Annotated in this window: 24 protein-coding genes and 1 tRNA gene; 14 read left to right on the forward strand and 11 right to left on the reverse strand. The window is 63.6% G+C overall.

The window, feature by feature from the left end:
- Positions 1-10: 10 nt before the first annotated feature.
- Together mfd and MRY75_RS20580 are read right to left on the reverse strand one after the other, a co-directional pair.
- Positions 11-3,496, reverse strand: a complete 3,486-nt coding sequence (mfd, locus tag MRY75_RS20575; protein WP_292309851.1) for a transcription-repair coupling factor — start codon at positions 3,494-3,496, stop codon at positions 11-13.
- A 33-nt stretch (positions 3,497-3,529) separates the two neighbouring features.
- Positions 3,530-4,057, reverse strand: a complete 528-nt coding sequence (locus tag MRY75_RS20580; RefSeq protein WP_292309852.1) for a component of SufBCD complex — start codon at positions 4,055-4,057, stop codon at positions 3,530-3,532.
- Positions 4,058-4,159: 102 nt separating this feature from the next.
- On the opposite strand from MRY75_RS20580, the gene hemB reads away from it, so the two are divergent.
- A complete protein-coding gene (gene hemB / locus MRY75_RS20585) occupies positions 4,160-5,161 on the forward strand; it encodes a porphobilinogen synthase (protein WP_292309853.1) in 1,002 nt (333 codons plus the stop codon).
- Positions 5,162-5,340: 179 nt separating this feature from the next.
- Positions 5,341-5,898 carry a YSC84-related protein gene (locus MRY75_RS20590; RefSeq protein WP_292309854.1) on the forward strand — a complete coding sequence of 186 codons (558 nt, stop codon included), beginning with the start codon at positions 5,341-5,343 and terminating at the stop codon, positions 5,896-5,898.
- Positions 5,899-6,180: 282 nt separating this feature from the next.
- Here the strand turns inward: MRY75_RS20590 and MRY75_RS20595 are convergent, their stop codons facing one another.
- Complete coding sequence (locus tag MRY75_RS20595) at positions 6,181-6,804, reverse strand: thiamine phosphate synthase (RefSeq protein WP_292309855.1); 624 nt, start codon at positions 6,802-6,804, stop codon at positions 6,181-6,183.
- Between the two features lie 131 nt (positions 6,805-6,935).
- On the opposite strand from MRY75_RS20595, the gene MRY75_RS20600 reads away from it, so the two are divergent.
- The 3 genes from MRY75_RS20600 (at position 6,936) to MRY75_RS20610 (ending at position 10,360) form a co-directional block, all read left to right on the forward strand.
- Complete coding sequence (locus MRY75_RS20600) at positions 6,936-7,679, forward strand: RNA methyltransferase (protein WP_292309856.1); 744 nt, start codon at positions 6,936-6,938, stop codon at positions 7,677-7,679.
- A gap of 63 nt (positions 7,680-7,742) precedes the next feature.
- Positions 7,743-8,891 carry a heme A synthase gene (gene ctaA, locus MRY75_RS20605; RefSeq protein ID WP_292309857.1) on the forward strand — a complete coding sequence of 383 codons (1,149 nt, stop codon included), beginning with the start codon at positions 7,743-7,745 and terminating at the stop codon, positions 8,889-8,891.
- Positions 8,888-10,360: a carboxypeptidase M32 gene (locus MRY75_RS20610; protein WP_292309858.1), complete on the forward strand. Its 1,473-nt coding sequence runs from the start codon at positions 8,888-8,890 to the stop codon at positions 10,358-10,360. Before ctaA ends, MRY75_RS20610 begins: the two co-directional genes overlap by 4 nt.
- Positions 10,361-10,438: 78 nt before the next feature.
- Here MRY75_RS20610 and MRY75_RS20615 read toward each other — a convergent pair whose 3' ends face one another.
- Complete coding sequence (locus MRY75_RS20615) at positions 10,439-10,711, reverse strand: usg protein (RefSeq protein WP_292309859.1); 273 nt, start codon at positions 10,709-10,711, stop codon at positions 10,439-10,441.
- Positions 10,712-10,955: 244 nt separating this feature from the next.
- On the opposite strand from MRY75_RS20615, the gene gyrA reads away from it, so the two are divergent.
- The gene (gene gyrA / locus MRY75_RS20620) at positions 10,956-13,658 is read left to right on the forward strand and encodes a DNA gyrase subunit A (protein WP_292309860.1); all 2,703 of its coding nucleotides are present in this window, start codon (positions 10,956-10,958) and stop codon (positions 13,656-13,658) included.
- Between the two features lie 763 nt (positions 13,659-14,421).
- Here the strand turns inward: gyrA and MRY75_RS20625 are convergent.
- The 3 genes from MRY75_RS20625 to MRY75_RS20635 form a co-directional block, all read right to left on the reverse strand.
- Positions 14,422-15,246: a 1-acyl-sn-glycerol-3-phosphate acyltransferase gene (locus MRY75_RS20625; RefSeq protein WP_292309861.1), complete on the reverse strand. Its 825-nt coding sequence runs from the start codon at positions 15,244-15,246 to the stop codon at positions 14,422-14,424.
- Entirely contained in the window at positions 15,243-16,013 is a 771-nt protein-coding gene (locus tag MRY75_RS20630) for a GNAT family N-acyltransferase (RefSeq protein ID WP_292309862.1), read from the reverse strand. The genes MRY75_RS20625 and MRY75_RS20630 overlap by 4 nt, the downstream gene beginning before the upstream one ends.
- Before the next feature lie 127 nt (positions 16,014-16,140).
- Complete coding sequence (locus tag MRY75_RS20635; protein WP_292309863.1) at positions 16,141-16,323, reverse strand: DUF3553 domain-containing protein; 183 nt, start codon at positions 16,321-16,323, stop codon at positions 16,141-16,143.
- A 33-nt stretch (positions 16,324-16,356) separates the two neighbouring features.
- Here MRY75_RS20635 and MRY75_RS20640 point away from each other — a divergent pair, with 33 nt between their 5' ends.
- Entirely contained in the window at positions 16,357-16,986 is a 630-nt protein-coding gene (locus MRY75_RS20640) for a histidine phosphotransferase family protein (protein WP_292309864.1), read from the forward strand.
- Here the strand turns inward: MRY75_RS20640 and MRY75_RS20645 are convergent.
- From MRY75_RS20645 to bamE, 4 genes are all read right to left on the reverse strand, one after another.
- Positions 16,966-18,069: an acetoin utilization protein AcuC gene (locus MRY75_RS20645; protein ID WP_292309865.1), complete on the reverse strand. Its 1,104-nt coding sequence runs from the start codon at positions 18,067-18,069 to the stop codon at positions 16,966-16,968. The two genes, MRY75_RS20640 and MRY75_RS20645, sit on opposite strands and share 21 nt — an antisense overlap.
- 87 nt (positions 18,070-18,156) lie before the next feature.
- Positions 18,157-19,971 carry an ABC-F family ATP-binding cassette domain-containing protein gene (locus tag MRY75_RS20650; protein WP_292309866.1) on the reverse strand — a complete coding sequence of 605 codons (1,815 nt, stop codon included), beginning with the start codon at positions 19,969-19,971 and terminating at the stop codon, positions 18,157-18,159.
- A 31-nt stretch (positions 19,972-20,002) separates the two neighbouring features.
- Positions 20,003-20,773: an ornithine-acyl-ACP acyltransferase gene (locus MRY75_RS20655; protein ID WP_292309867.1), complete on the reverse strand. Its 771-nt coding sequence runs from the start codon at positions 20,771-20,773 to the stop codon at positions 20,003-20,005.
- Complete coding sequence (gene bamE, locus MRY75_RS20660; RefSeq protein ID WP_292309868.1) at positions 20,773-21,228, reverse strand: outer membrane protein assembly factor BamE; 456 nt, start codon at positions 21,226-21,228, stop codon at positions 20,773-20,775. Before bamE ends, MRY75_RS20655 begins: the two co-directional genes overlap by 1 nt.
- 123 nt (positions 21,229-21,351) lie before the next feature.
- Between bamE and MRY75_RS20665 the strand changes: the two genes are divergently transcribed.
- From MRY75_RS20665 to MRY75_RS20695, 7 genes are all read left to right on the forward strand, one after another.
- The gene (locus MRY75_RS20665; protein ID WP_366934964.1) at positions 21,352-21,873 is read left to right on the forward strand and encodes a DUF177 domain-containing protein; all 522 of its coding nucleotides are present in this window, start codon (positions 21,352-21,354) and stop codon (positions 21,871-21,873) included.
- A 165-nt stretch (positions 21,874-22,038) separates the two neighbouring features.
- Positions 22,039-22,245, forward strand: coding sequence for a 50S ribosomal protein L32 (gene rpmF / locus MRY75_RS20670; RefSeq protein ID WP_085630687.1), 207 nt, complete (start codon positions 22,039-22,041; stop codon positions 22,243-22,245).
- A gap of 25 nt (positions 22,246-22,270) precedes the next feature.
- Positions 22,271-23,380 (forward strand): phosphate acyltransferase PlsX, encoded by a 1,110-nt coding sequence (plsX, locus tag MRY75_RS20675; RefSeq protein WP_292309870.1) that lies wholly within the window; start codon positions 22,271-22,273, stop codon positions 23,378-23,380.
- On the forward strand, positions 23,377-24,348 hold the full coding sequence (locus tag MRY75_RS20680; protein WP_292309871.1) for a beta-ketoacyl-ACP synthase III: 972 nt from the start codon (positions 23,377-23,379) through the stop codon (positions 24,346-24,348). Before plsX ends, MRY75_RS20680 begins: the two co-directional genes overlap by 4 nt.
- Positions 24,349-24,441: 93 nt before the next feature.
- On the forward strand, positions 24,442-24,744 hold the full coding sequence (gene ihfA, locus MRY75_RS20685) for an integration host factor subunit alpha (RefSeq protein WP_292066769.1): 303 nt from the start codon (positions 24,442-24,444) through the stop codon (positions 24,742-24,744).
- A gap of 4 nt (positions 24,745-24,748) precedes the next feature.
- Complete coding sequence (locus tag MRY75_RS20690) at positions 24,749-25,648, forward strand: MerR family transcriptional regulator (RefSeq protein WP_292309872.1); 900 nt, start codon at positions 24,749-24,751, stop codon at positions 25,646-25,648.
- 71 nt (positions 25,649-25,719) lie between these two features.
- Positions 25,720-25,796 (forward strand) — tRNA-Pro (locus tag MRY75_RS20695).
- Positions 25,797-25,821 lie beyond the last annotated feature (25 nt).

Consider the following 25,821-nt stretch of genomic DNA (forward strand, 5'->3'; position numbering starts at 1 on the left):
GATAACTATGCTAACTCTTTCGAGCGTTGTCCGTGGTAGCCTCTTTGACCTTTTTCGCCAGATCCTGTGCAATGGCGAAGGCACCCTTGATCTTGTCGCTGTCCTTGGCCCAGTCGCGGCGGACGATGATCTTGTTGTCCTTGACCTTGGCCAGACCTTTCTGGTCCTGGATGAACTCCACCAGCCCCTGAGGCGACGCGAACTTGTCCTTGTGGAACTGGATCGTCGCTCCCTTCGGCCCACCGTCGAGTTTCGCAATCCCTGCACGTTTGCACATGGCCTTGATGCGCACCACGAGCAGCAGCGTGTTCACCTCGCGCGGGAGCTTGCCGAACCGGTCGATCAGTTCTGCGGCAAAGCCTTCAAGCTCCACTTTCGAGTGCAGCGATGACAGGCGACGGTACAGCCCCAGACGCACGTCGAGATCCGGCACATAGTCTTCGGGGATCAGCACTGGCACGCCAAGATTGATCTGCGGCGCCCATTGGTCGTCTGCCTCGGACAGGCCTTCCATCTCGCCGGATTTGATCTTGGCAATCGCCTCTTCCAGCATCTGCTGGTAAAGTTCATATCCCACATCGCGCATCTGGCCCGACTGCTCTTCACCCAGCAGGTTGCCTGCACCGCGAATGTCGAGGTCTTGCGACGCCAGCGTGAAACCGGCACCAAGCGTATCGAGCGACCCCAGCACGCGCAGGCGCTTTTCGGCGGCGGGTGTGAGTTTCGCGCGCGGTTTCGTTGTCAGGTAGGCATAGGCGCGGGTCTTGGACCGCCCCACCCGGCCCCGGATCTGGTAGAGTTGGCTGAGCCCGAACATGTCAGCGCGGTGCACCACCATCGTGTTGGCGGTCGGAATGTCGAGACCGGATTCGACAATCGTCGTCGCCAGCAGAACGTCATATTTGCCGTCGTAGAACGCGTTCATGCGGGTGTCCAATTCGCCCGCCGCCATCTGACCGTGCGCCACCACATAGGTCACTTCGGGGACCTGATCGCGAAGGAATTCCTCGATCTCGGCCAGATCGCTGATGCGCGGCACCACGAAAAAGCTTTGCCCACCGCGATAATGCTCGCGGAGCAGCGCTTCGCGGATCGTGACGGCGTCGAATTCGCTGACATAGGTGCGGATTGCCAGACGGTCGACAGGCGGCGTGCCGATGATGCTCAGATCGCGCACACCCGACAGCGACAGTTGCAGCGTGCGCGGGATCGGCGTGGCAGTCAGCGTCAGCACGTGGATGTCCGAGCGCAGCTGCTTGAGCCGCTCCTTGTGCGCCACGCCAAAATGCTGTTCCTCGTCGATGATCAGCAGACCGAGGTTCTGGAACCGGATGCCCTTGGCCAAAAGCGCATGGGTGCCGACCACGATGTCGACCGTGCCGCGCGCCAGACCGTCGCGTGTGGCCTGCGCATCCTTTGCCGAAACAAAGCGCGACAAGGGTCTGACTTCCAAAGGAAATCCCCGGAAGCGTTCGGCAAAGCTCTTGTAATGCTGGCGGGCCAGCAGCGTGGTCGGCGCAATTACGGCCACCTGAACGCCCGACATGGCGGCGACGAAAGCCGCGCGCATGGCGACCTCGGTCTTGCCGAAGCCCACATCGCCACAGATCAGCCGGTCCATCGGCTGGCCTGAATGCATGTCGGCCATCACGTCTTCGATGGCGCGCAGCTGGTCGTCGGTTTCCTGGTAGGGGAACCGCGCCGCGAAGGCATCCCACGCGCCCGGTGGCGGGTCCATTACGGGGGCCTTGCGCAACGCACGCTCTGCCGCAACGCGGATCAGCTTGTCCGCCATCTCGCGGATGCGCTCTTTCAGGCGGGCTTTCTTCGCCTGCCATGCGCCGCCGCCCAGCTTGTCCAGCAAGCCTTCCTCGTGCCCGTATTTGGACAGGAGTTCGATATTCTCGACCGGCAGGTAGAGCTTCGCGCTTTCGGCATATTCCAGCAGCAGGCATTCATGCGCGGCACCCGCAGCGGTGATGACCTCCATCCCCAGATAGCGCCCGATGCCGTGATCCACGTGCACCACGAGATCGCCCGGAGACAGCGACTGCGTTTCGGTCAGGAAGTTCTCGGCCTTGCGGCGTTTCTTCGGCGCGCGGATGAGGCGGTCGCCGAGAACGTCCTGTTCGGACACAACCGTGATCCGCGCGTCTTTGCCCGCATCGGCCCAAGGCGCCTCGAACCCCTGCTCCAGCGGCCAGACGACCTGATACAGCCCGCGCTTGCCCACCCGCGTCAGATCGGTGATCGCGATGGTCTCGGCCAGCCCCTCATCCTCGATCAGCCCCGACAGCCGCTCGCGCGCCCCTTCGGAATACGACGCGATGACGACCGGGCCACCTTCCATCTTCTTGCGCACATGGTCTGCCAAGGCGCTGAACAGGCTGATGCTTTCCTGCTGGCGCTCGGGCGAAAAGTTCCGCCCGATGCGTCCACCCGCATCCACGACGCCCGGACCGGAGGCCTGAGGCAGCGGATGGAACTGTACCACACGGCGGTCGCCCAAAGCGGCCTCCCACGCGGCATCGTCAAGGTAGAGCTGCCCCGGAGGCACCGGCTTGTAAACCGTATCCATCCGCGATTTCTGCGCCAGCGCGGCCTTGCGGGTCTCGTGCTGGTCGACGATCCCGTCCCAGCGCGACAGACGTGCCGGGGTGATCTGGTCGTCCTGCGTGACGGGCACGCCGGGCAGGTAATCGAACAGCGTTTCCAGCGTTTCATGGAAGAACGGCAGCCAGTGCTCCATTCCCGCCTGCTTGCGGCCCGCGCTGACCGCTTCGTAGAGCGGATCATCGCTGCCGGCCGCGCCGAACTCGATACGGTAATTCTGACGGAAACGCGTGATCGCGGCCTCGTCCAGAATGACCTCGGACACCGGGGCCAGTTCCACAAGGTCCAGCTTTTCCGTCGTGCGCTGGGTCGCCGGATCGAACCGCCGCGCGCCGTCCAGAACGTCGCCGAAGAAGTCGAGCCGCACCGGACCGCCTTCTCCGGGCGGGAAGATGTCGATGATACCCCCGCGGATAGCGTAATCCCCCGGCTCCATCACCGTCGGGGATTGGCTGAATCCCATGCGGACCAAGAAGCTTCGCAGCGCCTCTTCGTTGACGCGCTGTCCCACACGGGCCGTGAATGCCGCCTCGCGCAGCACCTCGCGTGCCGGCAGCCGCTGGGTCGCAGCGCTCATCGTGGTGAGCAGGACGTAACGCTGCGGCATCGCATGGGTCAGGGCCGCCAGCGTCGCCATGCGCGCGGCAGAAATGTCGGGGTTGGGCGACACCCGGTCATAGGGCAGACAATCCCATCCGGGAAAGACGAAGACCGGCATGTCCGGTGCATGGATGTGCAGCGCGTCGCGCATCTGCGCCAGACGGCGGTCATCGCGGGCGATGTGGCAGACGGCACCGCCGTGTTTCTCGGCCTCAGCGAGGACAAGGCGGGCATCGAAGCCTTCGGGCGCGCCGCCCATGGTGATGTGCTGGGATGTCTTCATAGCGCGCTCATGTGGCGCGCGGGCCGCCCGGCGTCAACCGCCAAGAACACCAATGCTGAGGTTCATGTACATGCCCCACATCGCAGTGATGAAAATCGACACCATGCCGATGCCCTGCACGATCAACCGATGCCGTCCCAGCCGCTTGTAGACTGCTTCGAGATCGTGGTCTTTCTCATGCAGCGCGCGCGCAGTGTAGACGCTCAGAAGGCTGACCAGTGACATGGGAAAGCCAAGCAGAAACAAAGCCTGGGCGATCTCGACCCAGTAGACCCAGCCGAGAACGGCAAAGCCGGTCAGAAAGAACGTGCCGCCCGCGATCACCCACAGACCGGCCTCTTCCGCGATATAGAGCAGCCGCGCGGTGTTGATGCGCAGAAGGTCGGTGAGATCCTCGGCCGCCTGCCCGCCACGTCGGCGCGCGCGCCCCACCATGTCGAAGGGTACGCCCAGAATCCAATGGCTGGCCGAAGACCAGACCACGGCAAGCGCGATCCAGAACCACAGATTGGAAAAGGACCGCATATCGATCAGTTCAAAAACGGAAGAGTACCAATCCAAGGCGCGCGCAATCCCTTGTTCGGATGGCCTAATTGCGAGGCAGGCCTTGTTCCAGCGGTCATTCCATGCCACCCAATCACGGCAAAGACAAGGACCGCCCCCATGAAACCCATCACCCCCGCCTTTCCCGCCACTCGACTGCGCCGTTTGCGCCGCACTGAAGGGTTGCGCGCCATGGTGCGGGAAAACACGCTGACCCCGGACGATTTCATCTGGCCGGTCTTCGTGCGCGATGGCGAGGGGGTGGAGGAACCCGTGGCCTCCATGCCCGGCGTGGTGCGCCGGTCGGTCGACAAGGTGGTCGACGCCGCGCGCGAGGCGCATGCCCTGGGCATCCCGGCGATCTGCCTCTTTCCCTATACCGATCCCGCGCTCAAGACCGAGGACTGCGCCGAGGCGTGGAACCCCGAAAACCTGTCCAACCGCGCCACCCGCGCGATCAAGGATGCGGTGCCCGATCTCATGGTGATGACCGACGTGGCGCTCGATCCTTACAACATCACCGGCCATGACGGCTACATGGACGAGACCGGCTATATCGAGAACGACCGCACGGTCGAGGCGCTGGTCAAACAGACGCTGAGCCAGGCCCGGGCGGGCTCGGACATCATTGGCCCCTCGGACATGATGGACAGCCGCATCTCCGCGATGCGCACGGCGCTTGAGGGCGAAGGCTTTTCGAATGTCGCGATCCTCAGCTATGCCGCAAAATATGCCAGCGCCTTTTACGGTCCCTTCCGGGATGCGGTGGGGGCCTCGGGGGCCTTCAAGGGCGACAAGAAGGGCTACCAGATGGACCCCGGCAATTCGGACGAGGCAATGCGCCTTGTCGCGCGGGATCTCTCCGAAGGCGCCGACATGGTGATGATCAAGCCCGGCATGCCCTATCTCGACATCTGCCGACGCACCAAGGACATGTTCGGCGTGCCGACCTTCGCCTACCAGGTGTCCGGCGAATACGCGATGCTGGCCGGCGCGGCCGAGCGCGGTTGGCTCGACCATGACCGGGTGATGCTGGAAAGCCTGATGGCCTTCAAGCGCGCAGGCTGTGACGGGGTGCTGACCTATTTCGCACCTGCCGCCGCGCGGTTGCTGAACGGCTGAGAGCGGATGCCGGGCTGACATCCGACCTGCGCGGTGCGTCGGGGGACGCAACGGATAGCGGTGCGCCGCTTATCGTGATCCATCCATAGTGACAGGACGCGCCGCTGCGGCTATACTTCGCACCAACCGGCGGAACAGCCGGAGATCCCAGAGGCATCGGCAAAGAAAGAGCAGCAACCATGACACTCCTGACACGACGCGAACTGGCCCTCGGCCTTGGCGGCACTTTCCTTCTGGCGGGCTGCGCCAATGGCGTGGGCGGCAACGGTGCTGCGCGGATCGACGCGCGGGTCGATGCGACGCTGGCCGAAATGTACCGCCGCTTTCCCGGCACCCAGAACCTTGCCGCCAATGCCAACGGCATTCTCGTCATGCCGCTGGTGACAGAGGCGGGCCTTGGACTGGGCGGCGCTTTCGGACGCGGTGCGCTTCGTGTCGGCGGGATCACGGTGGATTACTACTCGACCACCAAGGCCAGCGCCGGCCTGCAGATCGGGGCCCAGCAATACGCGCATGTGCTGTTCTTCATGACCGAGGACGCGCTGATGAATTTCCGCCGCTCGCCCGGTTGGGCCGCAGGGGCCAATATCGAATACGCGATCCCCGAAGGTGGCGAGACCATTGCCGCCGAGACCACCACATCGCTGGCGCCGGTCATTGCGGTGATCTTCGGTCAGGCCGGTCTGCGGTTGGGCGCGACACTGGAAGGTGTGAAATACACGCGGATCATTCCCTGATCCAACGCTTGGGGGCTCTGCCCGCCGTCCATTGGGCTTGAACCAATGGCGCCAAATGAACGGCCCCCCGAAGTATTTTTGAACCAGAGAAGATATGGGCCGGGTCCACCCCCTGCATGTGTCGCAGGGGGCTTCTCCGGTTACGGTCATCGGCGCTTCCGCCTGTACCGCCCATGCAGGATGCCGCCTTAAGGTTAACGCTTCGTTACTTCTCTGGTTGAGAAATTCTTTCGGGGGTGAGGCGCGGCACGCGCCGAGGGGGCAGACAGCCCCCTGACCCGGTCAGACAGCCATCGCAGTCGTCAGGGTTTTCAGAGCGGCCACCGGATCGTCCGTCCGCCAGATCTCTTCCCCGATGCCGAAGAAATCGGTGATCGGCGCAAGGCTGCGCACGATCCCGGCATCCAGACCACCTTCCGCAACGACCGGAATCTCGATCATCTCGGACCACCACTGGAAGAGATCCGCCTCGGCCCGCGATCCATCGCCAAGGGTCGTCTCGCCCACCGGGCCGAAGCTGACGTAATCCGCCCCCGCCTCGCCCGCGCCCATGCCGTCATGGCGGGACTGGCCGCAGAACGCGCCGACAATCGCGTCGGCCCCCAGTTCCTTGCGCGCCATCCGAACCGAGCGCGCGCCATCGGTCAGATGCACGCCGTCCAGACCGAGGCGCTGGGCCAGAACCACATGGGTGTCGATGACCAGCGCCACGTCGAACCGGTGCGCCACCTCGCGCACGGCATCGGCGGCGCGCAGGATCAGGTCTTCGTCGCGGGTGGCCAGCGACAGGCGGATGCAGGCGATGTCCTCGGCGTCGAGCACGCGGGCCAGATCACTCGGGAAATGGCTCAGTTCGATCTCGGGAGGTGTGATCAGGTAGATCTGCGGCTGCTCGGCATCGGACATCTTCGGCCCCTTTCTTGGTCATCGCCATCCTATACAGCGATTTCACGTCCAGCGCCAAGGGCTTGCACCGCTTGCCCTTTGAGGGCGCGCGCAATAGTCAGGCGCGACCCCTTGGATTTCGGAGAGTCCCTATGCCAAGAGACACGCCGCAGCCCGCCTTTGTCCTCGTGCGCCCGCAGATGGGCGAGAATATCGGGGCCGCCGCACGGGCGATGTTGAATTTCGGGCTGGACCGGATGCGTATCGTTGATCCGCGTGACGGCTGGCCGAACCAGAGCGCCGTTGCCATGGCCTCGGGGGCCGGGCGCGTGCTGGATGATGCGGTGCTGGTGGAGCGCACGGTCGATGCGGTGGCCGATTGCACCTATGTGTTCGCCACGACCGCGCGACAGCGCGACCTCACGAAGCCCGTTCTGACACCGGAACGGGCGATGGAGGTTGCGTGCGAGAAGATCGCGGCCGGCGAAAAGGTGGCGGTGCTCTTTGGCCCGGAACGTGCGGGGTTGGAGAATGACGACATCGCGCTGGCCAATGCCATCATCTCGGTGCCGGTGAACCCGGAGTTTCCATCGCTGAACCTCGCGCAATGCGTGTTGCTCACCGGGTATGAGTGGCGGCGGCAGACGGTCGAGGTGGCTGCCGAAGTGACCGAGATGGCGGGCAGCGACTGGGCACGGGCCATCGAGGTCGACAAGCTGGCCGAGCATTACGAGGACACGCTGGACCAGGCCGGCTTCTTTTTCCCCGAGACCAAGGCCGACAGCATGCGGCTCAACCTGCGCAATCTCTGGAGCCGGATGCCGCTGACCCAGGCCGATGTGCGCATGCTGCATGGCATCCTGCGGCAAATGGTGCGCTGGAAGGACAAGGGGTAGGCCTGCGCCTTGAAGGCCCCCCACCCTGCACCTAGTCTTTCGCGCAAGAAGGAGACCCCCTGAATGAGCAGCAAACGCAGCATCTTTGAAGAGGTTGGTGCAGAGACACCGCGCAAGGAGGCCCCCAAGGGGGGCATGATCGACGCGGGCAAACGCGGTGCGCGCGGCGCGATCCGGGTCTGGCTGATGATCCTGTTCGCGCTGGTCATGGTGATGATCGCCGTGGGCGGGCTGACCCGGTTGACCGACAGCGGGTTGTCGATCACCGAATGGCGTCCCCTGAGTGGTGCACTGCCTCCGATGAATGCCGAGGACTGGCAGCGCGAATTCGACCTCTATCGCCAGATCCCCGAATACCAGTTGCAGAACAAGGGTATGAGCCTTGCCGAGTTCCAGTTCATCTACTGGTGGGAATGGGGCCACCGGCAATTGGGCCGGGTTATCGGCCTTGTCTGGGCGCTGGGCTTTTTCGGCTTCCTGCTGGCGCGGAAGATCCCGACGGGCTGGACCGGGCGGTTGTTTTTTCTGGGTGTGCTGGGCGGTCTTCAGGGCGCAATCGGCTGGTGGATGGTGTCGTCCGGTCTTACAGGCACGATGCTCGACGTGGCGTCCTATCGTTTGGCGACCCATCTGGGCCTCGCCTTTGTCATTCTGGGTTTCATTGCCTGGTACACGTTCGAGCTGGGACGCGAAGAGCGCGATCTGATGCAGGCGCGGCGGTCGCGCGAGGGCAAGCTGTATGGGCTGGGCACGGGGCTGTTGCATTTCAGCTTTCTGCAGATCCTGCTGGGCGCCTTGGTGGCGGGCATTGATGCCGGGCGCACTTACAACGACTGGCCGCTGATGGCCGGGGCGTTTCTGCCGCCCTTCCCCTTCGACATCGAGCCGATCTGGCGCAACTTCTTCGAGAACGCGGGCCTTGTGCAATTCATGCACCGGATGGCGGGCTATCTGCTGCTGGCCTTCGGTATCGTGGTCTGGCTCAAGGCGCGCAAGTCGCCCAATGCGGACACGCGCTATCGGTTCAACGCGGTCTTTGCGATGCTCTGGGTGCAGATGGCGCTGGGCATCGTGACGGTGCTCTATATGGCACCCTGGCAGATCGCGATTGCGCATCAGGTGGGGGCGGTGATCCTTTGGGTGCTGATCCTGCGGGCGCGGTTCGGCGCGCAGTATCCGGTGCAACAATCCATTCGAGGAGCGACGGCATGACCACCGCCTATGACGAGTTGATGGCGTTCACGCGCGAGACCGAGGCGCTGGGCCAGGTTGCGGGGCGTCTTGGCTGGGATCAGGAAACCACCATGCCACGCGGGGCTGCGGCACAGCGGGCCGAAGAGATGGGTGCGCTGGAATCAGTTCTGCATGCCCGGCGGATGGACCCGCGTGTCGGCGACTGGCTGGCCAAGGCCGAGGGCAGCGATGACGAGGCCAAGGCGCATCTGCGGCACATCCGCCGCGATTTCGACCGGGCCTCAAAGGTTCCTGCCGATCTGGCGGCGGAACTGGCGCGGACCACGTCGATGGCGCAGGGCATCTGGGCCGAGGCGCGCGCGAATGACGATTTCGCGGCCTTTGCCCCGACGCTGGAGCGCGTGCTCGATCTGCGGCGGCAGGAAGGCGCTGCGCTGGCCAATGGGGGCGATCCCTATGACGCGCTGTTGCAGGACTACGAGCCGGGGGCGACGGCGGCGGAACTCGACGCGATGTTCGGCGCGTTGCGGCCGCGTCTGGTGGAGCTGCGCGACAAGGTGCTGGGCGCCCCTGCCCCGGCGGCGCTGAGCGGCACATTTGACGAGAGCGCGCAGATGAGGCTGTCGCGGCAGATCGCCAAGACATTCGGTTATGACATGAGCCGGGGGCGTGTGGACAAGGCGGTGCATCCATTCAGTTCGGGGTCCGGCAATGACGTGCGGATCACCACGCGGACCAACCCGGAAGACCCGTTCAACTGCATCTATTCGACGATCCACGAGGTCGGTCACGCGGCCTATGAGCAGAATATCGACCAAGCCTATCTGCTGACGCCCTTGGGGCGCGGTGTGTCGATGGGTGTGCATGAAAGCCAGTCGCGCATCTACGAGAACCAGTTGGGCCGGTCGCGCGCCTTCACCGGCTGGTTGCACGGGCAGATGGTCGAGGCCTTTGGCGATTTCGGGATCAGCGATCCGGATGCCTTCTATGCGACCGTGAACCGGGTGCATAACGGCTATATCCGGACCGAGGCGGATGAGGTGCAGTACAACCTGCATGTCCTGCTGCGGTTCGATCTGGAGCGGCGGTTGATTGCCGGAACGCTGGATGTTTCCGATCTGGAAGAAGCGTGGAACACACGGTTCGAGGCCGATTTCGGCTACGCGGTGGACAAGCCATCGAATGGCGTCTTGCAGGATGTGCATTGGTCGGTGGGGCTATTCGGCTATTTCGCCACGTATTCCCTGGGCAATGTCTACGCGGGCTGCCTGCACGAGGCGCTGCGCAAGGCGGTGCCGGATCTGGATGCGCAATTGGCGGCGGGAGATACCTCTGCCGCAACAGGCTGGCTGCGGGACAATCTGCAACTGCATGGCGGGCTGTACGAGCCGCGCGAGGTGATCGAGCGGGCTTGCGGCTTTGCGCCGGACGAGGGTCCGTTGCTGGCCTATCTCGAGGCCAAGTTCGCAGGGATCTACGGGCTGTGACGGAGAAGCCCGTTCAAACGGGATTCGGCGCATTTTCGAAAATGCGCCAACGCCCTTTGCAGGGCGTTGGACCCGACGTCAGTGGAGCGTGAACTCGCCCACGATCTGCCGCCACTCGCCGGACGACAGCAGCTTGCGGTGCGTGTACTGCACCGAATGCAGCGGGCCTTCGATCGTGTCCTGCCAGAACTCGATGAATTCGAACAGCTTGGGATGGTCCGGAGCCAGATCGTATTCCTGCCAGACAAACGTGTTCAGCACGTTCCGGTAGTCGGGCATCCTGTAGAACAACTGCGCCGTGGTCAGCCCATAGCCACGCAGCATCAATTCGGTTTCACTCATTTCGGTCATGCAAACCTCATCGTTTTTTCTTCTTGTGCATGAACTGTGCCACGGATTCGCAGGTTTTCAACAAAAACAGTATGTTAGCCACCCGCAAGGCTGAGTGCCAAAGCCCGAATGCCACTAAATTGGCCAAGTGCATTGCAGCCTACATCCTGTCTCTGATATAGTCTGGCTCAACAAGATATAGAGCGACAGACAGCAGGCCATCCACGTGAGCGACACGCCAGAAACACCTGAAAACAAAGAAGATATGCCGCCGGAGCGCCCCAAGTACACGGGGCCCCAGGTGTCGATCGCGGAAGAGATGAAGACCTCCTATCTCGATTACGCGATGAGCGTGATCGTGAGCCGGGCGATCCCGGACCTCCGGGACGGGCTGAAACCGGTGCATCGGCGCATCCTCTACGCGATGCATGAATCCAACAACAGCCACGACAAGCCCTACCGCAAATCGGCGCGTCCGGTGGGGGACGTGATGGGGAAATACCACCCCCATGGCGACAGCGCGATCTATGACGCGCTGGTGCGGATGGCGCAGGATTTCTCGATGTCGCTGCCGCTTCTGGACGGTCAGGGCAATTTCGGGTCGATGGATGGCGATAACCCGGCGGCCATGCGCTATACCGAGGTGCGGATGGACAAGCCCGCGGCCTACCTGCTGGCGGATATCGACAAGGAAACGGTCGACTTTCAGGACAATTACGACGGCAAGGACCGCGAGCCGACGGTGCTTCCGGCGCGGTTCCCGAACATGCTGGTCAATGGCGCGGGCGGCATTGCCGTCGGCATGGCGACCAACATCCCGCCGCACAATCTCGGCGAGGTGGTGGATGCCACGCTGGCCTTGATCGAGCAGCCCGACCTGAGTTCGGAGCAGCTGATCGAATTCGTGCCCGGCCCCGATTTCCCGACCGGCGGCATCATGCTGGGCCGCTCGGGCGCGCGGAAAGCCTATCTCGAAGGACGTGGGTCGGTGATCATCCGGTCCAAGACGCGGGTCGAGGAAATCCGCAAGGACCGCTGGGCCATCGTCATCGACGAAATCCCGTACCAGGTGAACAAGGCCACGATGATCGAGCGCATCGCCGAAGCTGCGCGCGAAAAGCGGATCGAGGGCATCGCCCATGTGCAGGACGAATCCGACCGCAACGGTGTGCGCGTCGTGGTCGAGCTCAAGCGTGACGCGACGCCGGATGTGGTGCTGAACCAACTGTTCCGCTTTACCCCGATGCAAACCTCGTTCGGGTGCAACATGCTGGCGCTCAATGGCGGTCGGCCGGAACAGCTCACTCTGCGCAAGTTCCTCACATCCTTCATCGACTTCCGCGAAGACGTGGTGGCGCGGCGCACCGCGTATCTGCTGCGCAAGGCGCGCGAGCGCAGCCACATCCTCTGTGGTCTTGCGGTGGCGGTCACCAATATCGACGAGGTGGTTCAGACCATCCGCTCCTCTGCTGACGCGGCCGAGGCGCGGGACCGGCTGATGACGCGCCGTTGGCCGGCGCAGGACATCCTGCCCTACATCAAGCTGATCGACGATCCGACCCACACCGCCAACGAGGACGGAACCTACAACCTGTCCGAGGCGCAGGCGCGCGCCATCCTCGAATTGCGGCTGCAGCGCCTGACCCAGATTGGTGTGAAGGAAGTCACGGACGAGTTGGAAGAACTGGCCGGCAAGATCCGCGAATATCTTGAAATCCTTGGCTCGCGTGACCGGATCATGGGGATCATCGCGGACGAGCTGCGCGAGGTGAAAGACCTGTTCGCGGTGCCACGCCGGACCGAGATCGTCGACTGGTCGGGCGACATGGAAGACGAAGACCTCATCGAGCGCGAGGACATGGTCGTCACCGTAACCCAGTCCGGCTACATCAAACGCACCCCGCTGACCGAGTTCCGCGCCCAGAAGCGCGGCGGCAAGGGTCTTTCGGGGATGGCGACCAAGGATGACGATGTCGTCACCACGCTGTTCGTTGCCAACACCCACACGCAGCTTCTGTTCTTCACGACCGACGGCATGGTCTACAAGCTCAAGACCTGGCGTCTGCCGCAGGGCGGCCGGACCTCCAAGGGCAAGGCCATCGTCAACATCCTGCCGATCCCGTCGGGTGTGTCGATTGCGGCGATCATGCCGGTCGATCGCGACGAAAGCCATTGGGACGACCTCCAGATCGTGTTTGCCACCAGCGCAGGCGACGTGCGCCGCAACGCGCTGTCGGATTTCACCAATGTGAAATCGAACGGCAAGATCGCGATGAAACTGCCCGACGACGTGGAACTGGTGAATGCGCGCATCGCGTCTGAGGATGATGACGTGATGCTTGTCACCGATTCCGGTCGGGCAATCCGCTTCCCGACCACGGCGGTGCGGGTCTTCAAAGGGCGCGATTCGACCGGTGTCCGGGGCATTCGCCTCAACAATGGCGACCGCGTGGTGAGCATGGCCGTGATCCGGCATTTCGAAGCCGATCCTGCCGAACGGGCCGCCTACCTCAAGATGCGGCGCGCGGTGGCTGGTCTGGCGGATGACGCCGAGATCGAGGATGACGAGGACGCCGCCGCACCGGGCTCGATCACACAGGAACGCTATGCCGAGATGTCGGCGGCCGAGAACCTGATCCTGACCATCACGGCCAAGGGTGCCGGCAAGCTGTCATCGTCGCACGATTACCCCGTGCGCGGACGCGGCGGCCAGGGGGTTCAGGCCATCGACAAGGCGATGCGCGGCGGTGCCGTGGTCGCCTGTTTCCCGGTCGAGATGGACGATCAGATCATGCTGGCCACCTCGCGCGGGCAGTCGATCCGCGTGCCAGTCGACGGAATCTCGTTCCGATCGCGGAGTGCGGGCGGGGTTCGGGTGTTCAACACCGGGGCCGATGAAGAGGTCGTGTCAGTGGCATGGATTGCCGATCAAGGCGATGAGGACGAGGCTGCGGGCGGCGAAAGCTGATTGCGTTTCACCTGAGGATCGGGCCGCAAGGCCCTGATCTTGCATAAGTCTAGCGGCGCGGGTCTGTCCTGCGCCGTTTTGCTTTTGTGTTACGCGACTCGGATATCTCTTGGGCAAGACGTGCGAGTCGTTCTGCGGGGTTCACACTCAATTCACGGGTAAACTCCGGTCAGGTCGGGTATTCCTGACCTGCGCTGACTTAGCGTCACCTGTATAAGACTGGGTATAAGGAGAGTTCTTCGCAGACCCTCGAAGCCGTCAGATCATTTCAGGCTGGCGGCGGTATCGATCCCGGATCGGACGGGGACTGCGATGGGTAACGAGTTTCATTTTCGGTTTCAGGGAGCCCTTTTTCAATATTGCGCCGGTGGCAGCCCTCATCTGTCGCAGGCATTTTTCAAAATTCGGCCCGACTGTCTGCGCTGTGCGGCGGTCGGGCCTATTTCCCGGAGTTCTTGTATGGCGGCTTTCCTTGAATGGATGCGCACCTATCCGGACCTGTTGCAAGCGAGCGGTGTTTTGGGGTCCATGCTTTATATCGGTGGATTTGCTCTTGTTCAGACCGGGCGGATCTGCGGCAACGGTCCCTATTATTCCTGCAACCAGTTGACGGCGGCGAGTCTTGTGCTGATCAGCCTCGTGGGCGCCTTCAACCTTGGAGCGTTCCTGATCCAGATCGGGTTCCTGATTTTCGGATCCATCGGGTTGGTCAGGCGGATTCGCCTGCGCCAGACGGGACGCTACCCTGCCGGTACAGGAGTCGTCAGACGGATGTCCGATGTGACGAGCGCACCACCCCCTCGAGATGACGAGCGAGAGACTTGCGGTTGGGAAAGGCATCCACCCGCACCGGCGAATGATAGACCAGCTCGACCTTGCCGTGCCGCCGCTGCGCCAGCACCTTGAGCAGGTGCGGGGCAAATCCCATGTCGCCCCACCACCCGTAAAAGCGCGCATCCGCCCCGTCCGGCGCATGATAGAGCACGGTCACGGGCTGGATATGCATGTCATGTATGATCCGGTCGGAAAAGAATGGTGCAAACAGGGTCGGCTTGAACGGCAGCACCCTCAGCGTGTCGGTCGAGGTGCCTTCGGGAAAGAACAGCAGACGGTGCCCATGCTCCAGACGCTCTTCGAAAAGGGCGATCTGGGTTTTCACGTCTCGCGGATCGCGTTGGATGAAGACGGTGCCTGTGGCGCGCGCAAGCCAGCCGATGCCGGGCCATGAGGCGACCTCGGATTTGGAGACGAAATAGACGTTCTTGCGCGCATTGAGCGCAAAGATGTCGAGCCATGAGCCGTGATTGGCCACCACCGCGCCGGGCACTTTCATGCGCGGCCCCCGCACAAGCAAGGGCAGTCCCATGATGACAAAGGCCGATCGGCAGACGCCTTGGGTGATATAGGGCGTGATGGGCCGATCGACGCCGAAAAGCGGCCGTTCCAGCAGCCGCACCAGCAAGAGCAGCCCAAGCCCGCCGAAGACCACGATCCCGAGCACGGTGCCCCGCGCCAGGACGCGCAACCAGCCTGCGGCAGAGATCCGTGTCTCGGCGATGGGATCGTCGCTGTCCCAGGTGGGACTCATGTTCCCGCCCGGAGCGCGGATTTCGGCGCGGCAGAGCTCATGCGGGCGGTGTCGAGGATCAGGCACACATCCGTCGTGTTGAAGGCATGGTCGACGAACACCCCCTGCCCGATCGTGCCGCCCAGCTTGAGATAGGACTTGATCAGCGCCGGTGTGTCGCGCATCGCCGCCTTGCGGTCGATCCGGTCGGGGGGCAGCAGCGCCATGTCCGCGCCCATCCGCGAGGTGACGCGCAGATGCTCGGGGGCCAGATAGGCCGCGTGCAGATGCGAGATCGGGTTCAGCAACGCGGTGAGATCGGTGCCGTGAAAGCTGGCGGTCCCGAAAAGGATGTCGATGTTCTGCCGGGCCACATACTCCGCGAGCCCCTGCCACAGAGCCATCAGCGCAGGACCGCCGCGATGGTCGGGATGCAGACAGGAGCGCCCGAGCTCGAGCAGCGACAGACCGCTGTCGAGAAGCGGACCCAGATCGAATTCCGAGGCGGAGTAGAACCGGCCCGCCGCTGCGGCATGGCGCGCCGTCATGAGGCGGTACACGCCCGCGACCGGCGCGTCGCCGCCCTCGCCGTAGCGCAGATCGCGAAGCAGCAGGTGATCGGCATGGGCATCGAAATCATCGCATTCCAGTCGTGCCGCGTGATCGACCCCGTCCCCGTCGCCGCCCAATTCGGCCACGAAGACCTCGTATCTCAGCCGTTGGGCCGCGCGAAGATCGTCGTCCGTGCGCGCAAGTGACACCTGCAGCTGGGGGGCGTTCTGGAGCATTTCTGACTGCCGGTCCTGTTCGCCGTCACCATAGGGCGGCGGCCTCGGACGCGCAACGGCGTCGGATTGGGCAAGACGTCAGCCTTCGGCTCAGAAATTAACGTTTTGTCAACTCTTGGTTGTGATGCTACTCATCGAACACAGGAACCAGTCCGATGCGTGATCCGTCAATCACAACCTTGCCCACTTCGCGGAAATTGACCGTGATCCGGTCTCCGATATTCGATTGCACCTGTCCGACCCCCCAATCCGGCTGGTCGGGGTGGCGGACCAGCGATCCGGGTTCCAGCAATCCGTTCAGATCAGACATGTTCGGGCTCCTTGCCATATGGGGGATGATATAGTGCAACGGGACGGCGCTTCACTGGCGGCCCTGATCGGCTCGCGCATCTGCCATGACCTCATCAGCCCAATTGGCGCAATTTCCAACGGATTGGAACTGGTTGGCATGACGTCGGGCATGGCAAATGGGCCGGAAATGTCCCTGATCCAGCAAAGCTGCGACCATGCCACCGCGCGAATCCGGTTTTTCCGGATCGCCTTTGGCACGGCGGCGGATGCCCGCGTCATTCCGGTGGCCGAGGCGCGCAGAACTCTGGCGGATCATTATTCCGGCACGCGGATCGCCGCTGAATGGCATGTCGACACCGATCTGGGGCGCGACCTGACGCAACTGGCCTATCTCGGGGCGCTGTGCCTTGAAACCGCGCTGCCGCAGGGGGGCGCTCTGACCATCTCCCGGCAGGACCAAACGCTTGTCGCAACGGCACGGGCAGACGTGTTGCGCAGGGGACAACCTGTCTGGTCGATTCTCACGGCGGACATTTGCACGGACCTGTCAGAACTGCGTCCGTCCGAGGTCCAGTTTGCCCTGCTGGCGCGCCTGTGCAGCGACCGCGCCGTGACGCCGACGCTGACCGAAACAGCCGACAGGACAGAACTGCAGCTCGACCTACCGCGGCTGCGTGCCTGACCGCGCCGTCAGCACCGACACCGCATGGCGCACCATGTCCGAGATCGGGCCGGGGCGCGGCGGATCAAGCAGCGTGGTCAGCATGGCTTCGGTTGGTTGCGCCTTGCGGGACCATGTCAGCCCCCGCAGGATCCCGGACGCGTCTGATGGCAGAAGGTCGGGAATCTCCGCCCCGCTCAACGCAGCCCAGACGCAGGTCCAGGCGCGGCCGACGCTCCAGGGGTTGTAGCCGCCGCCACCCGACACGATCAGACGGGGCGACAACGGGCGCAGAGCGCGGACCGCCTGCACATGGCAGCGGTTCGACAGGGTCAGACGCGACAGCGGATCTTCGGTCACGGCATCTGCGCCGCATTGCAGGTAGATCGCATCGGGGGACTGCGCCGCGACGGCGGGCAGGATGACCTCGGACAGAATCAGGTCGAACTCCGTATCGTTGAAGCCACGCGGCACGGGAATGTTGATGGCAGCCCCACCCGCGTCATCCTCCAGCGCGCCGGTAAAGGGCCAGCGCCTGTTCTCATGAACCGAGATCATCCGCACGCGGTCCGAGCCGTGAAACGCCACGGCCACCCCATCGCAATGATGCGCGTCGATGTCGACATAGGCGATGCGATCCAACCCCATGCCCAAGAGGTGCCGGATCGTGAGAACAGGCTCGTTGATGTAGCAAAAGCCGTTGGCGCGGTCGGGCAGCCCGTGATGGGTGCCGCCGCCCGGATTGTAGGCGACACCTCCGCCGCGCACATGTTCGGCGGCGAGCAATCCACCCCCCGCCGCCGTGGCCGGGCGGCGGTAGACCTCGGGAAAGACCGGATTCGACAGCGTGCCAAGGTCGAAGGCGGGATCTGGCGTCAGCGTGGCTTCGGCCCGCTGCAGCGCGTCGATATAGGCCGGCGTGTGAAAGCGCGTCAGTGCCGACGGCTTGGCGCAGGGGCTGGTGCGGTAGCGCGTGTCCGGCAGCCAGCCCAGGGCGCGGCAGAGATCGGTCACGGTGGGCACGCGCGGGATCGACAGCGGATGGCGCGGGCCATAGCTCGATCCGCGATAGATGCGCGCGCCGATGAAAATGGGGTCGGTCATGCGTGGCGATCTAGGTCAGAGGCACTGGCCCGCAACGCAGAGCCGCAAAACGCATCGGCGCGTTTTGCGTTTCCGTGAACGGAAACGTCACCCGGCCTCGGCCTTTTCCGACAATTCCAGCCACAGGTCCTCGGCTTCGGCCAGCGCGGTCTGACGCGCAACCAACGCCTCGGAGGCCTTCTTGAACTTCACCGGCTCGCGGGTGAAGAGATCGGGATCGGCCATCAGCTCTTCGAGCTTGGCGATCTCTGCGGTCAAACGGTCGATCTCGGCGGGCAATTCGTCGAGCCGGTGCTTTTCGGTGAAACTCAGCCCAGTTTTCTGTTTCGGCGCGGCCGCAGCCTTCGGGGCCGCTTTCGGCGCGGATTTCGCGGCGGTGGCCTCGGGGGCATCTTCACCCCGCTGGGCACGATAATCGCTCCATCCACCCGCATAGACGGTGGCGCGTCCGCGCCCTTCCATCGCCACGGTGGTCGAGGCGACGCGGTCGAGAAAATCACGGTCGTGGCTGATCAGCAGAACGGTGCCGTCATACTCGCCCAGGAGATCCTGCAAAAGGTCGAGCGTTTCGACATCCAGATCGTTGGTCGGCTCGTCGAGCACCAGGAGGTTCGATTCCCGCGCCATGATCCGCGCCAGCAGCAGCCGCGCCTTTTCGCCCCCCGAAAGCGAGCGCACGGGCGCGCGGGCCTGGCGTTCGTCGAAGAGGAATTCCTTGAGATAGCCCACCACGTGTTTCGGCGCGCCACGCACCATGATCTGGTCGGCCTTGCCCGACACGCGCATCTCGGGATCGCCGGTCAGGTTTTCCCAAAGGGTCAGATCGTCGTTCAACTGCGCGCGGGTCTGGTCGAAGACGGCGGGCACAAGGTTCGTGCCCAGCTTGACCGTCCCCGCATCCGGTTCGATCTCGCCCATGAGCATGCGGATCAGGGTTGTCTTGCCCACACCGTTCGGGCCGACAAAGGCCACACGGTCGCCGCGCTGCACGGTCAGGGAAAAATTGCGGACGATGGTCGTGTCGCCGAAGGTTTTGGTCAGGCCCGTGGCCTCGATCACCTTGCGGCCGGATTTCGGCCCCGACGCCAGTTCCATGGCGGCGGTGTCCTGCCGCCGGATCATCGCGGCGCGTTCGCTGCGCAGATCCTGCAGGGCGCGCACCCGGCCCATATTGCGCTTGCGGCGCGCGCTGATGCCTTCGACGGCCCACCGCGCCTCGGACTTGATCTTGCGGTCCATCTTGTGGCGCTGCAGGTCCTCGTCTTCCCAGGTCTTGTCGCGCCAGGCCTCGAAGGCGTCGAACCCCTTTTCCTGACGGCGCACCTGCCCCCGGTCGATCCAGAGTGTCGCGCGGGTCAGTTCGGACAGAAACCGGCGGTCGTGGCTGATCAGGACAAAGCCCTTGCGGGTTCGTTTCAACTCGTCTTCGAGCCAGCCGATGGCTTCGATGTCGAGGTGGTTGGTCGGTTCGTCGAGCAGCATCAGGTCCGGGTCCTGCGCCATCAGACGGGCCAGTGCCGCGCGGCGGCGTTCCCCACCCGAGGCGGTACCGACCGGGCGATCGGGGTCGAACTTGAGCCCCTCGCCCGCGCGTTCGACCTTGTAAAGCTCGGATGGATCGAGACCGTGCATCGCATATTCGCCCAGCGTGGCGAATCCCGTCAGATCGGGGTCTTGCTCCATATAGCCGGTGCTGATCCCCGGCGGCACGATGCGGTCCCCGTGGTCGGGTTCGACCAGCCCGGCCATGACCTTCATCAGCGTGGATTTTCCCGATCCGTTGCGCCCCACAAGGGCGACGCGATCGCCCGGCTGCACGACAAGGCTGAGTTCATGAAACACCGGTTCGCCCCCGAAGGTGAGCGAGATGTCGTTGATCTGAAGAAGCGGTACAAGGGCCATGACCCCGCGCTACGGCGCGGCGCGCGCAAGGTCAAGGGGGGCCCGTTTGTGCCGACTGCGCCAGCGCTCTGAGCCGCGCCTTGCGGGCCTCGGGGATCGAGTCGATGGCAAGCCCGGTGAAGACGTGCAGCCGGTCCAGATCGGGGTCGCAGACCGCATGATCGCTGACCCATCCGCCCATGCCGAGATAGCTGCGCAGAAGGGTGGGAAGCTGCGTGGCATCCGCCGCACCGTCGGGAAGGTCGATGGCCCGCGGCGATGTCCGTGTCGGACGCAGCGCCTCTGGCCCAAGGTGGCGCGCGCGCAGAAGCGCCAGGGCGGCCCGGTGACGGTCAGGGTCCGCGCCGGGAAAGGAACTGCAGCCGATCATCAGCGTAACTGCGTGACGATCCACCAGCACGCCAAGCGCCGCCCAGGCGAGTTGCAGGGCCATGAAATCGGGCATGCCCTCGGCCTGGCAGAACCGCCCAAGCTCAAGATAGGGGCCGGGATGGCTCCCCAGAGGGCCCATGCCGTAGAACTGCCCCGTATAGCACTGGTCGAGACTGTCCGGCCGGGTGATCAGGCGTGCTCGGAACGCGACACTGGTCTGACCGGGACCCGTTTCGACGATGCCATGCAGGCTGTCGATGTCGAAGGGGTCTGTATCATCGCAACCGCCTCGAAAGGCCGTGCGTCGCACAGCAAGCGCCGCATCCCGCAGGTCGGCGCCCTGCCCGATCCGCGCGCTGTATCGGCCCAGCCGCAGCGACACCAGCGAACCATCGGCAGCGACAAGTCCGGCCGCTGCCGAAAGACCCATCAGTTGAAGAAGTCGGCGGCATTCAGCCCGCCGATATTGCCAAAGAGCTTGCGGATGAAGCTGATATCGCCATCGCCCGAGCGTGTGATCCGGCGCGTCAGCGGCACGACCTGCCCGTCTTCAAGACCGTAGCGTTCGATGTTCTCGACCACTCCGTCGGAATCGAAGGTGATGGCCAGAACCTCTCGGTCCACGACCTCGGGCTGCTTCCACGCGAAATGGCGCACATCGCTCTCGATGTAATAGAAGCCCGACTCGTTCAGCGTCCCCGACGTGGAGGGCACACCGATCAGGTCTTCGACCGTGGCTCGAGTGTCGACGCCCGGGACGATCTGTTGCAATTCGTCTTCTGACGGCACATATCCATGGGATCGATAGCGCGCGGTACACGCCGCAAGTGATACACATAGAAGCGTCACAAGCCCGATCCTGACTGTCGATCTGATGCCCTGCATGGCGCCTCTCTTGCGTTGGCGTTCTCTGCCTTCTATCCCGATTACACGGCCTTTGGCCTGTGTTCAAGCAAAGGGTGCACACAAGATATGCCACAACAGGTTCTGAAACCCGGAGAATTTCGTGTGAGCGACCTGTCGAGCCGTCGCGAGACCGCGTTCGACCTGCAGCCCGATGCCGACGCGCGCGCCGCGCTGGCCGCACAGTTGGGGCTGGACGGCCTGCGCAAGCTGCGGTTCGTCGGGAAGATTGCGCCCTCCGGTGCGCGCGGCTGGACCCTGACGGCCGAGCTTGGCGCCACCGTGGTCCAGCCCTGCGTCGTCACGCTCGACCCGGTCACCACGCGGATCGACGAACCGGTGGAGCGGCGATACCTGCCTGCCGATCTGCTTGATCAGGCGGATCCCGGTTCCGAGACCGAAATGCCCGAAGACACAAGCACCGACGCGCTGGGTTCGGTGATCTCGGCACATGATGTGATGGTCGAATCGCTCATGCTGGCGCTGCCGCAATATCCGCGGGCGAATGACGCCGAACTGGGCGAAGCGGTCTTTGCCGAAGACGGTGTCGCACCTCTGAAGGACGAAGACACCAAACCCTTTGCCGGGCTTGCCGCGCTGCGCAACCGGCTCGACGACACGTCCTGAAAACTCCCACCAGAAAACGCTTGCGGATTCCGCGATTGCCCCTATGTTCGCGCCTTCATCCGAGGTGGGGTTGTCACCCGGCCCGGTTTCCCCGTATGAGGCCGGACACACCCGAAACGCGGCATGGCGAGCATGCCACAGATTATTGCTAATTGAGGTTGAGACATGGCCGTCCAACAGAACAAAGTATCCAAGTCGCGTCGCAACAATCGTCGCGCGCATGACGCCCTGGTTGCTGCGAATCCGAACGAATGCTCCAACTGCGGCGAACTCAAGCGTCCGCACCACGTGTGCCCGTCCTGTGGCCACTATGCAGATCGTGAAGTGATCGCGCAGGCCGACGAAATCGACCTGGACGAAGACGCGGCATAAGCAACGACAAGGCGAACCCCTCCGAATGACCTCTTCGCAGGATCATAAGACGGTGGGACAAACGCCAATCGTGCTATCTATCGACGCCATGGGCGGCGATCTGGGGCCGGAGGCAGTTGTCTCCGGCATGTCTCGTTCTGCCAAGGACCATCCCGGCATCCGGTTTCTCGTTCACGGTCCCGAGGCCCGTCTGGCCCGGCTGATCGAGCGCAAGAAGGCACTTGCCGGACGGTGTGAGATTCGGGACGCCTCGGGCGTCGTGTCGATGCAGGACAAGCCAAGCCAGATCGTGCGCCACGGACAGGACACGTCCATGTGGGCGGCGATCGAGGCTGTGCGCGCCAAGGAGGCGGCGGTGGCCGTGTCCTGCGGCAACACGGGCGCGTTGATGGCGCTGTCGATGATCCGCCTGAAGAAACTGCCGGGTGTGAACCGCCCGGCCATCGCGATTCTGTGGCCCTCGCGCAACCCGCAGGGCTTCAACGTCATGCTGGACGTCGGCGCAGATGTGCGGGCCGATGCGCAGGACCTGCTTCAATACGCACTGATGGGCGTGTCCTATGCCCGCAACGGGCTCAACCTCGAGCGTCCGCGCGTTGGCCTGCTGAATGTCGGCACCGAAGAGCACAAGGGCAAGGCGGAACTCAAAGAGGCGCACGAACTGATAGGCCAGATGGCCGACCGTGCGCAGTTCGACTTCGTAGGGTTCGTCGAAGGTGGCGATATTCCGGGCGCGTCCTGCGATGTCATCGTCACGGACGGCTTTACCGGCAATGTTGCGCTCAAGACCGGCGAAGGCACCGCGTCGCTGATCGGAGACCGGCTCAAGGAGGCCTTTGCCTTTTCGCCCCTGTCGCGTCTGGCCTCGCTGTTGGCTCTGACCTCGCTGCGTCGTCTGAAACGCAAGATCGACCCGCGTCGCGTCAATGGCGGTGTCTTTCTGGGCCTGAACGGCACCGTCGTGAAATCGCATGGTGCGGCGGATGCCACGGGTGTCTCGGCCGCGATCACGCTGGCGGTTCAGCTGTCGCAATCGGGATTTGCCGAACGGCTGGCCGCGCGTCTGGCCTCGATCACCGAAACAGTGCCCGACGCGGAAGACCTGACCAAAACGGACGAGGAGCACCCGAAATGACCACACGTTCGGTTGTCGTAGGGCTGGGCCACTATCTGCCTGCACGCGTTGTGCCCAATTCCGAATTCGAGACATCGCTGGACACCTCGGACGAATGGATTCGCGCGCGCTCGGGCATTGAGCGTCGGCATTTCGCGGCTGACGGCGAAACCACATCGGACCTCGCCACGCAGGCGGCCAAAAAGGCGCTGGCCCATGCAGGTCTGTCGCCGAATGATCTCGATGCCATCGTGCTCGCCACCTCGACCGCTGACCTGACTTTCCCGTCCGCAGCAACCATGGTTCAGGCCGCGCTTGGCATGACGCGCGGCTTTGCCTTTGATGTGCAGGCCGTCTGCGCCGGGTTCATTTATGCGCTAGCCAACGCCAATGCGCTGATCGTGTCGGGTCAGGCCAAGCGCATCATGGTGATCGGTGCCGAGACCTTCAGCCGGATCATGGACTGGTCGGACCGTTCGACCTGCGTTCTTTTCGGAGACGGCGCCGGGGCGGTCATTCTCGAAGCGCAGGACGGTGCGGGTGACAAGAGCGATCGCGGGATCCTGTCGGTCGATCTCAACTCGGACGGTCAGCATCGCGACATTCTCTATGTCGATGGCGGGGTCAGCACCCAGACCACCGGCTTCCTGCGCATGCAGGGAAAAGAGGTTTTCCGTCACGCGGTCGAAAAGCTCGCCAGCACTGCAACACATGCCATGGACAAGGCGGGCATTGCGGGCGACGAGGTCGACTGGATCGTTCCCCATCAGGCCAACATCCGCATCATTCAGGGCACCGCCAAGAAACTCGGGCTGAGCATGGATCATGTCGTGGTCACGGTTCAGGACCATGGCAATACGTCGGCGGCCTCGATTCCCCTCGCTTTGTCGGTCGGCACAGAGCGCGGTCAGATCAAGCAAGGCGACGTGATCGTCACCGAAGCGATCGGCGGCGGGCTGGCCTGGGGCGCGGTCGTGCTCCGCTGGTAAGCAAAAAACTATCCAAACACCCTCGGCCAAGCCGTTGATATTGACTCGGAAAATCGCAGGGCGCATGCTGCCGCCAACCGGGGAGGTTGTGTAATGGGACAAAAGACACTCACACGTATGGATCTGAGCGAAGCGGTATTTCGCGAAGTGGGTCTGTCACGGAACGAAAGCGCGGACCTGGTCGAAACCGTTCTGAACCACATGTCCGACGCGCTCGTCGCGGGGGAACAGGTCAAGATCTCGTCTTTCGGCACGTTTTCCATTCGTGACAAGGCGGCCCGCGTCGGGCGCAACCCGAAAACCGGTGAAGAGGTTCCGATCAATCCGCGCCGCGTGCTGACGTTCCGCCCCTCCCATCTGATGAAAGACCGCGTGGCCGCCGGCAACAAGGGCTGACCGCATGAGCAAATCCGCAGACGCGTTCCGGACGATCAGCGAAGTCGCCGAATGGCTGGACACCCCGGCCCATGTTCTGCGGTTCTGGGAAAGCAAGTTCACCCAGGTCAAACCGGTCAAGCGCGCAGGCGGACGACGGTACTATCGCCCCGCAGATATGCGTCTGTTGGGGGGCATCAAGAAGCTGCTGCACGATGATGGCATGACCATCAAAGGTGTGCAGAAAATCCTGCGCGAACAGGGCATTAAACACGTTTCTTCACTTTGCGAGCTAAGCCTTGGCGACGACGACGAGGCGGATCTCGACGTGATGGACGCTGTGGAAGCCGAAGAGCCGGCCGACACCGTGGTGCCATTCGCGAAACCGGCGCAAGCGGATGAGGCCGAGGCAGACCCTGTCGAGCAGGACGAGCAGCCAGAGACCGCCATTGCGGAGGACACGCCCTCTGCCGTCGAGGATGAGCCAGAGGTTGCGGCTGTTGAGGCTGAAGTGGCTCCCGATCCCGAGGATGGCGCCATCGACGCGCCCGAGACGACCGTTGCGGACACCGGCGCAGCGTCCGACGATGCTCCCGCGCTCGAAGAGCTTTCGGCGGAGATGGCAGAGCCCGAAATTGCAGCGTCACCTGCCGAGACCAGCGAGTCTGCCACTGAGGCGGAGGCTGAGGCGACGCCGCCCCCGGAGCCTGCCTTGCCGAGTTTTCTGCAACGTTCCATGGCGGATCGCGTGGCTGCGGAAGATGAAACCGTCGAAGCCCCGGCACCAGAGCCCGCCTCACCCCCGGCGCAGATCGAGCCGGTTCCCAGCGCCCTCACCTACCTTTCACGCATTCATCAGCTGTCGCCAGAGCAGGCGCAGCAGATCGCTCCGATTCTGGAGAAGCTGAAAGCGGTGGGACGTTAAGGCGTTTCGCGGGCAAAGACCTGAAATTCGCTCTTGCGGCCCAGTCCAAAACCGTTATGACAGGCCGCAGTCGGGCTATAGCGCAGCCTGGTAGCGCGTCCGTCTGGGGGACGGAAGGTCGCAGGTTCAAGTCCTGCTAGCCCGACCAATCACACAACAGCTATCACACGTCT

This window comes from Marivita sp. (assembly GCF_022763305.1).
Classification (GTDB): Bacteria; Pseudomonadota; Alphaproteobacteria; order Rhodobacterales; family Rhodobacteraceae; genus Marivita.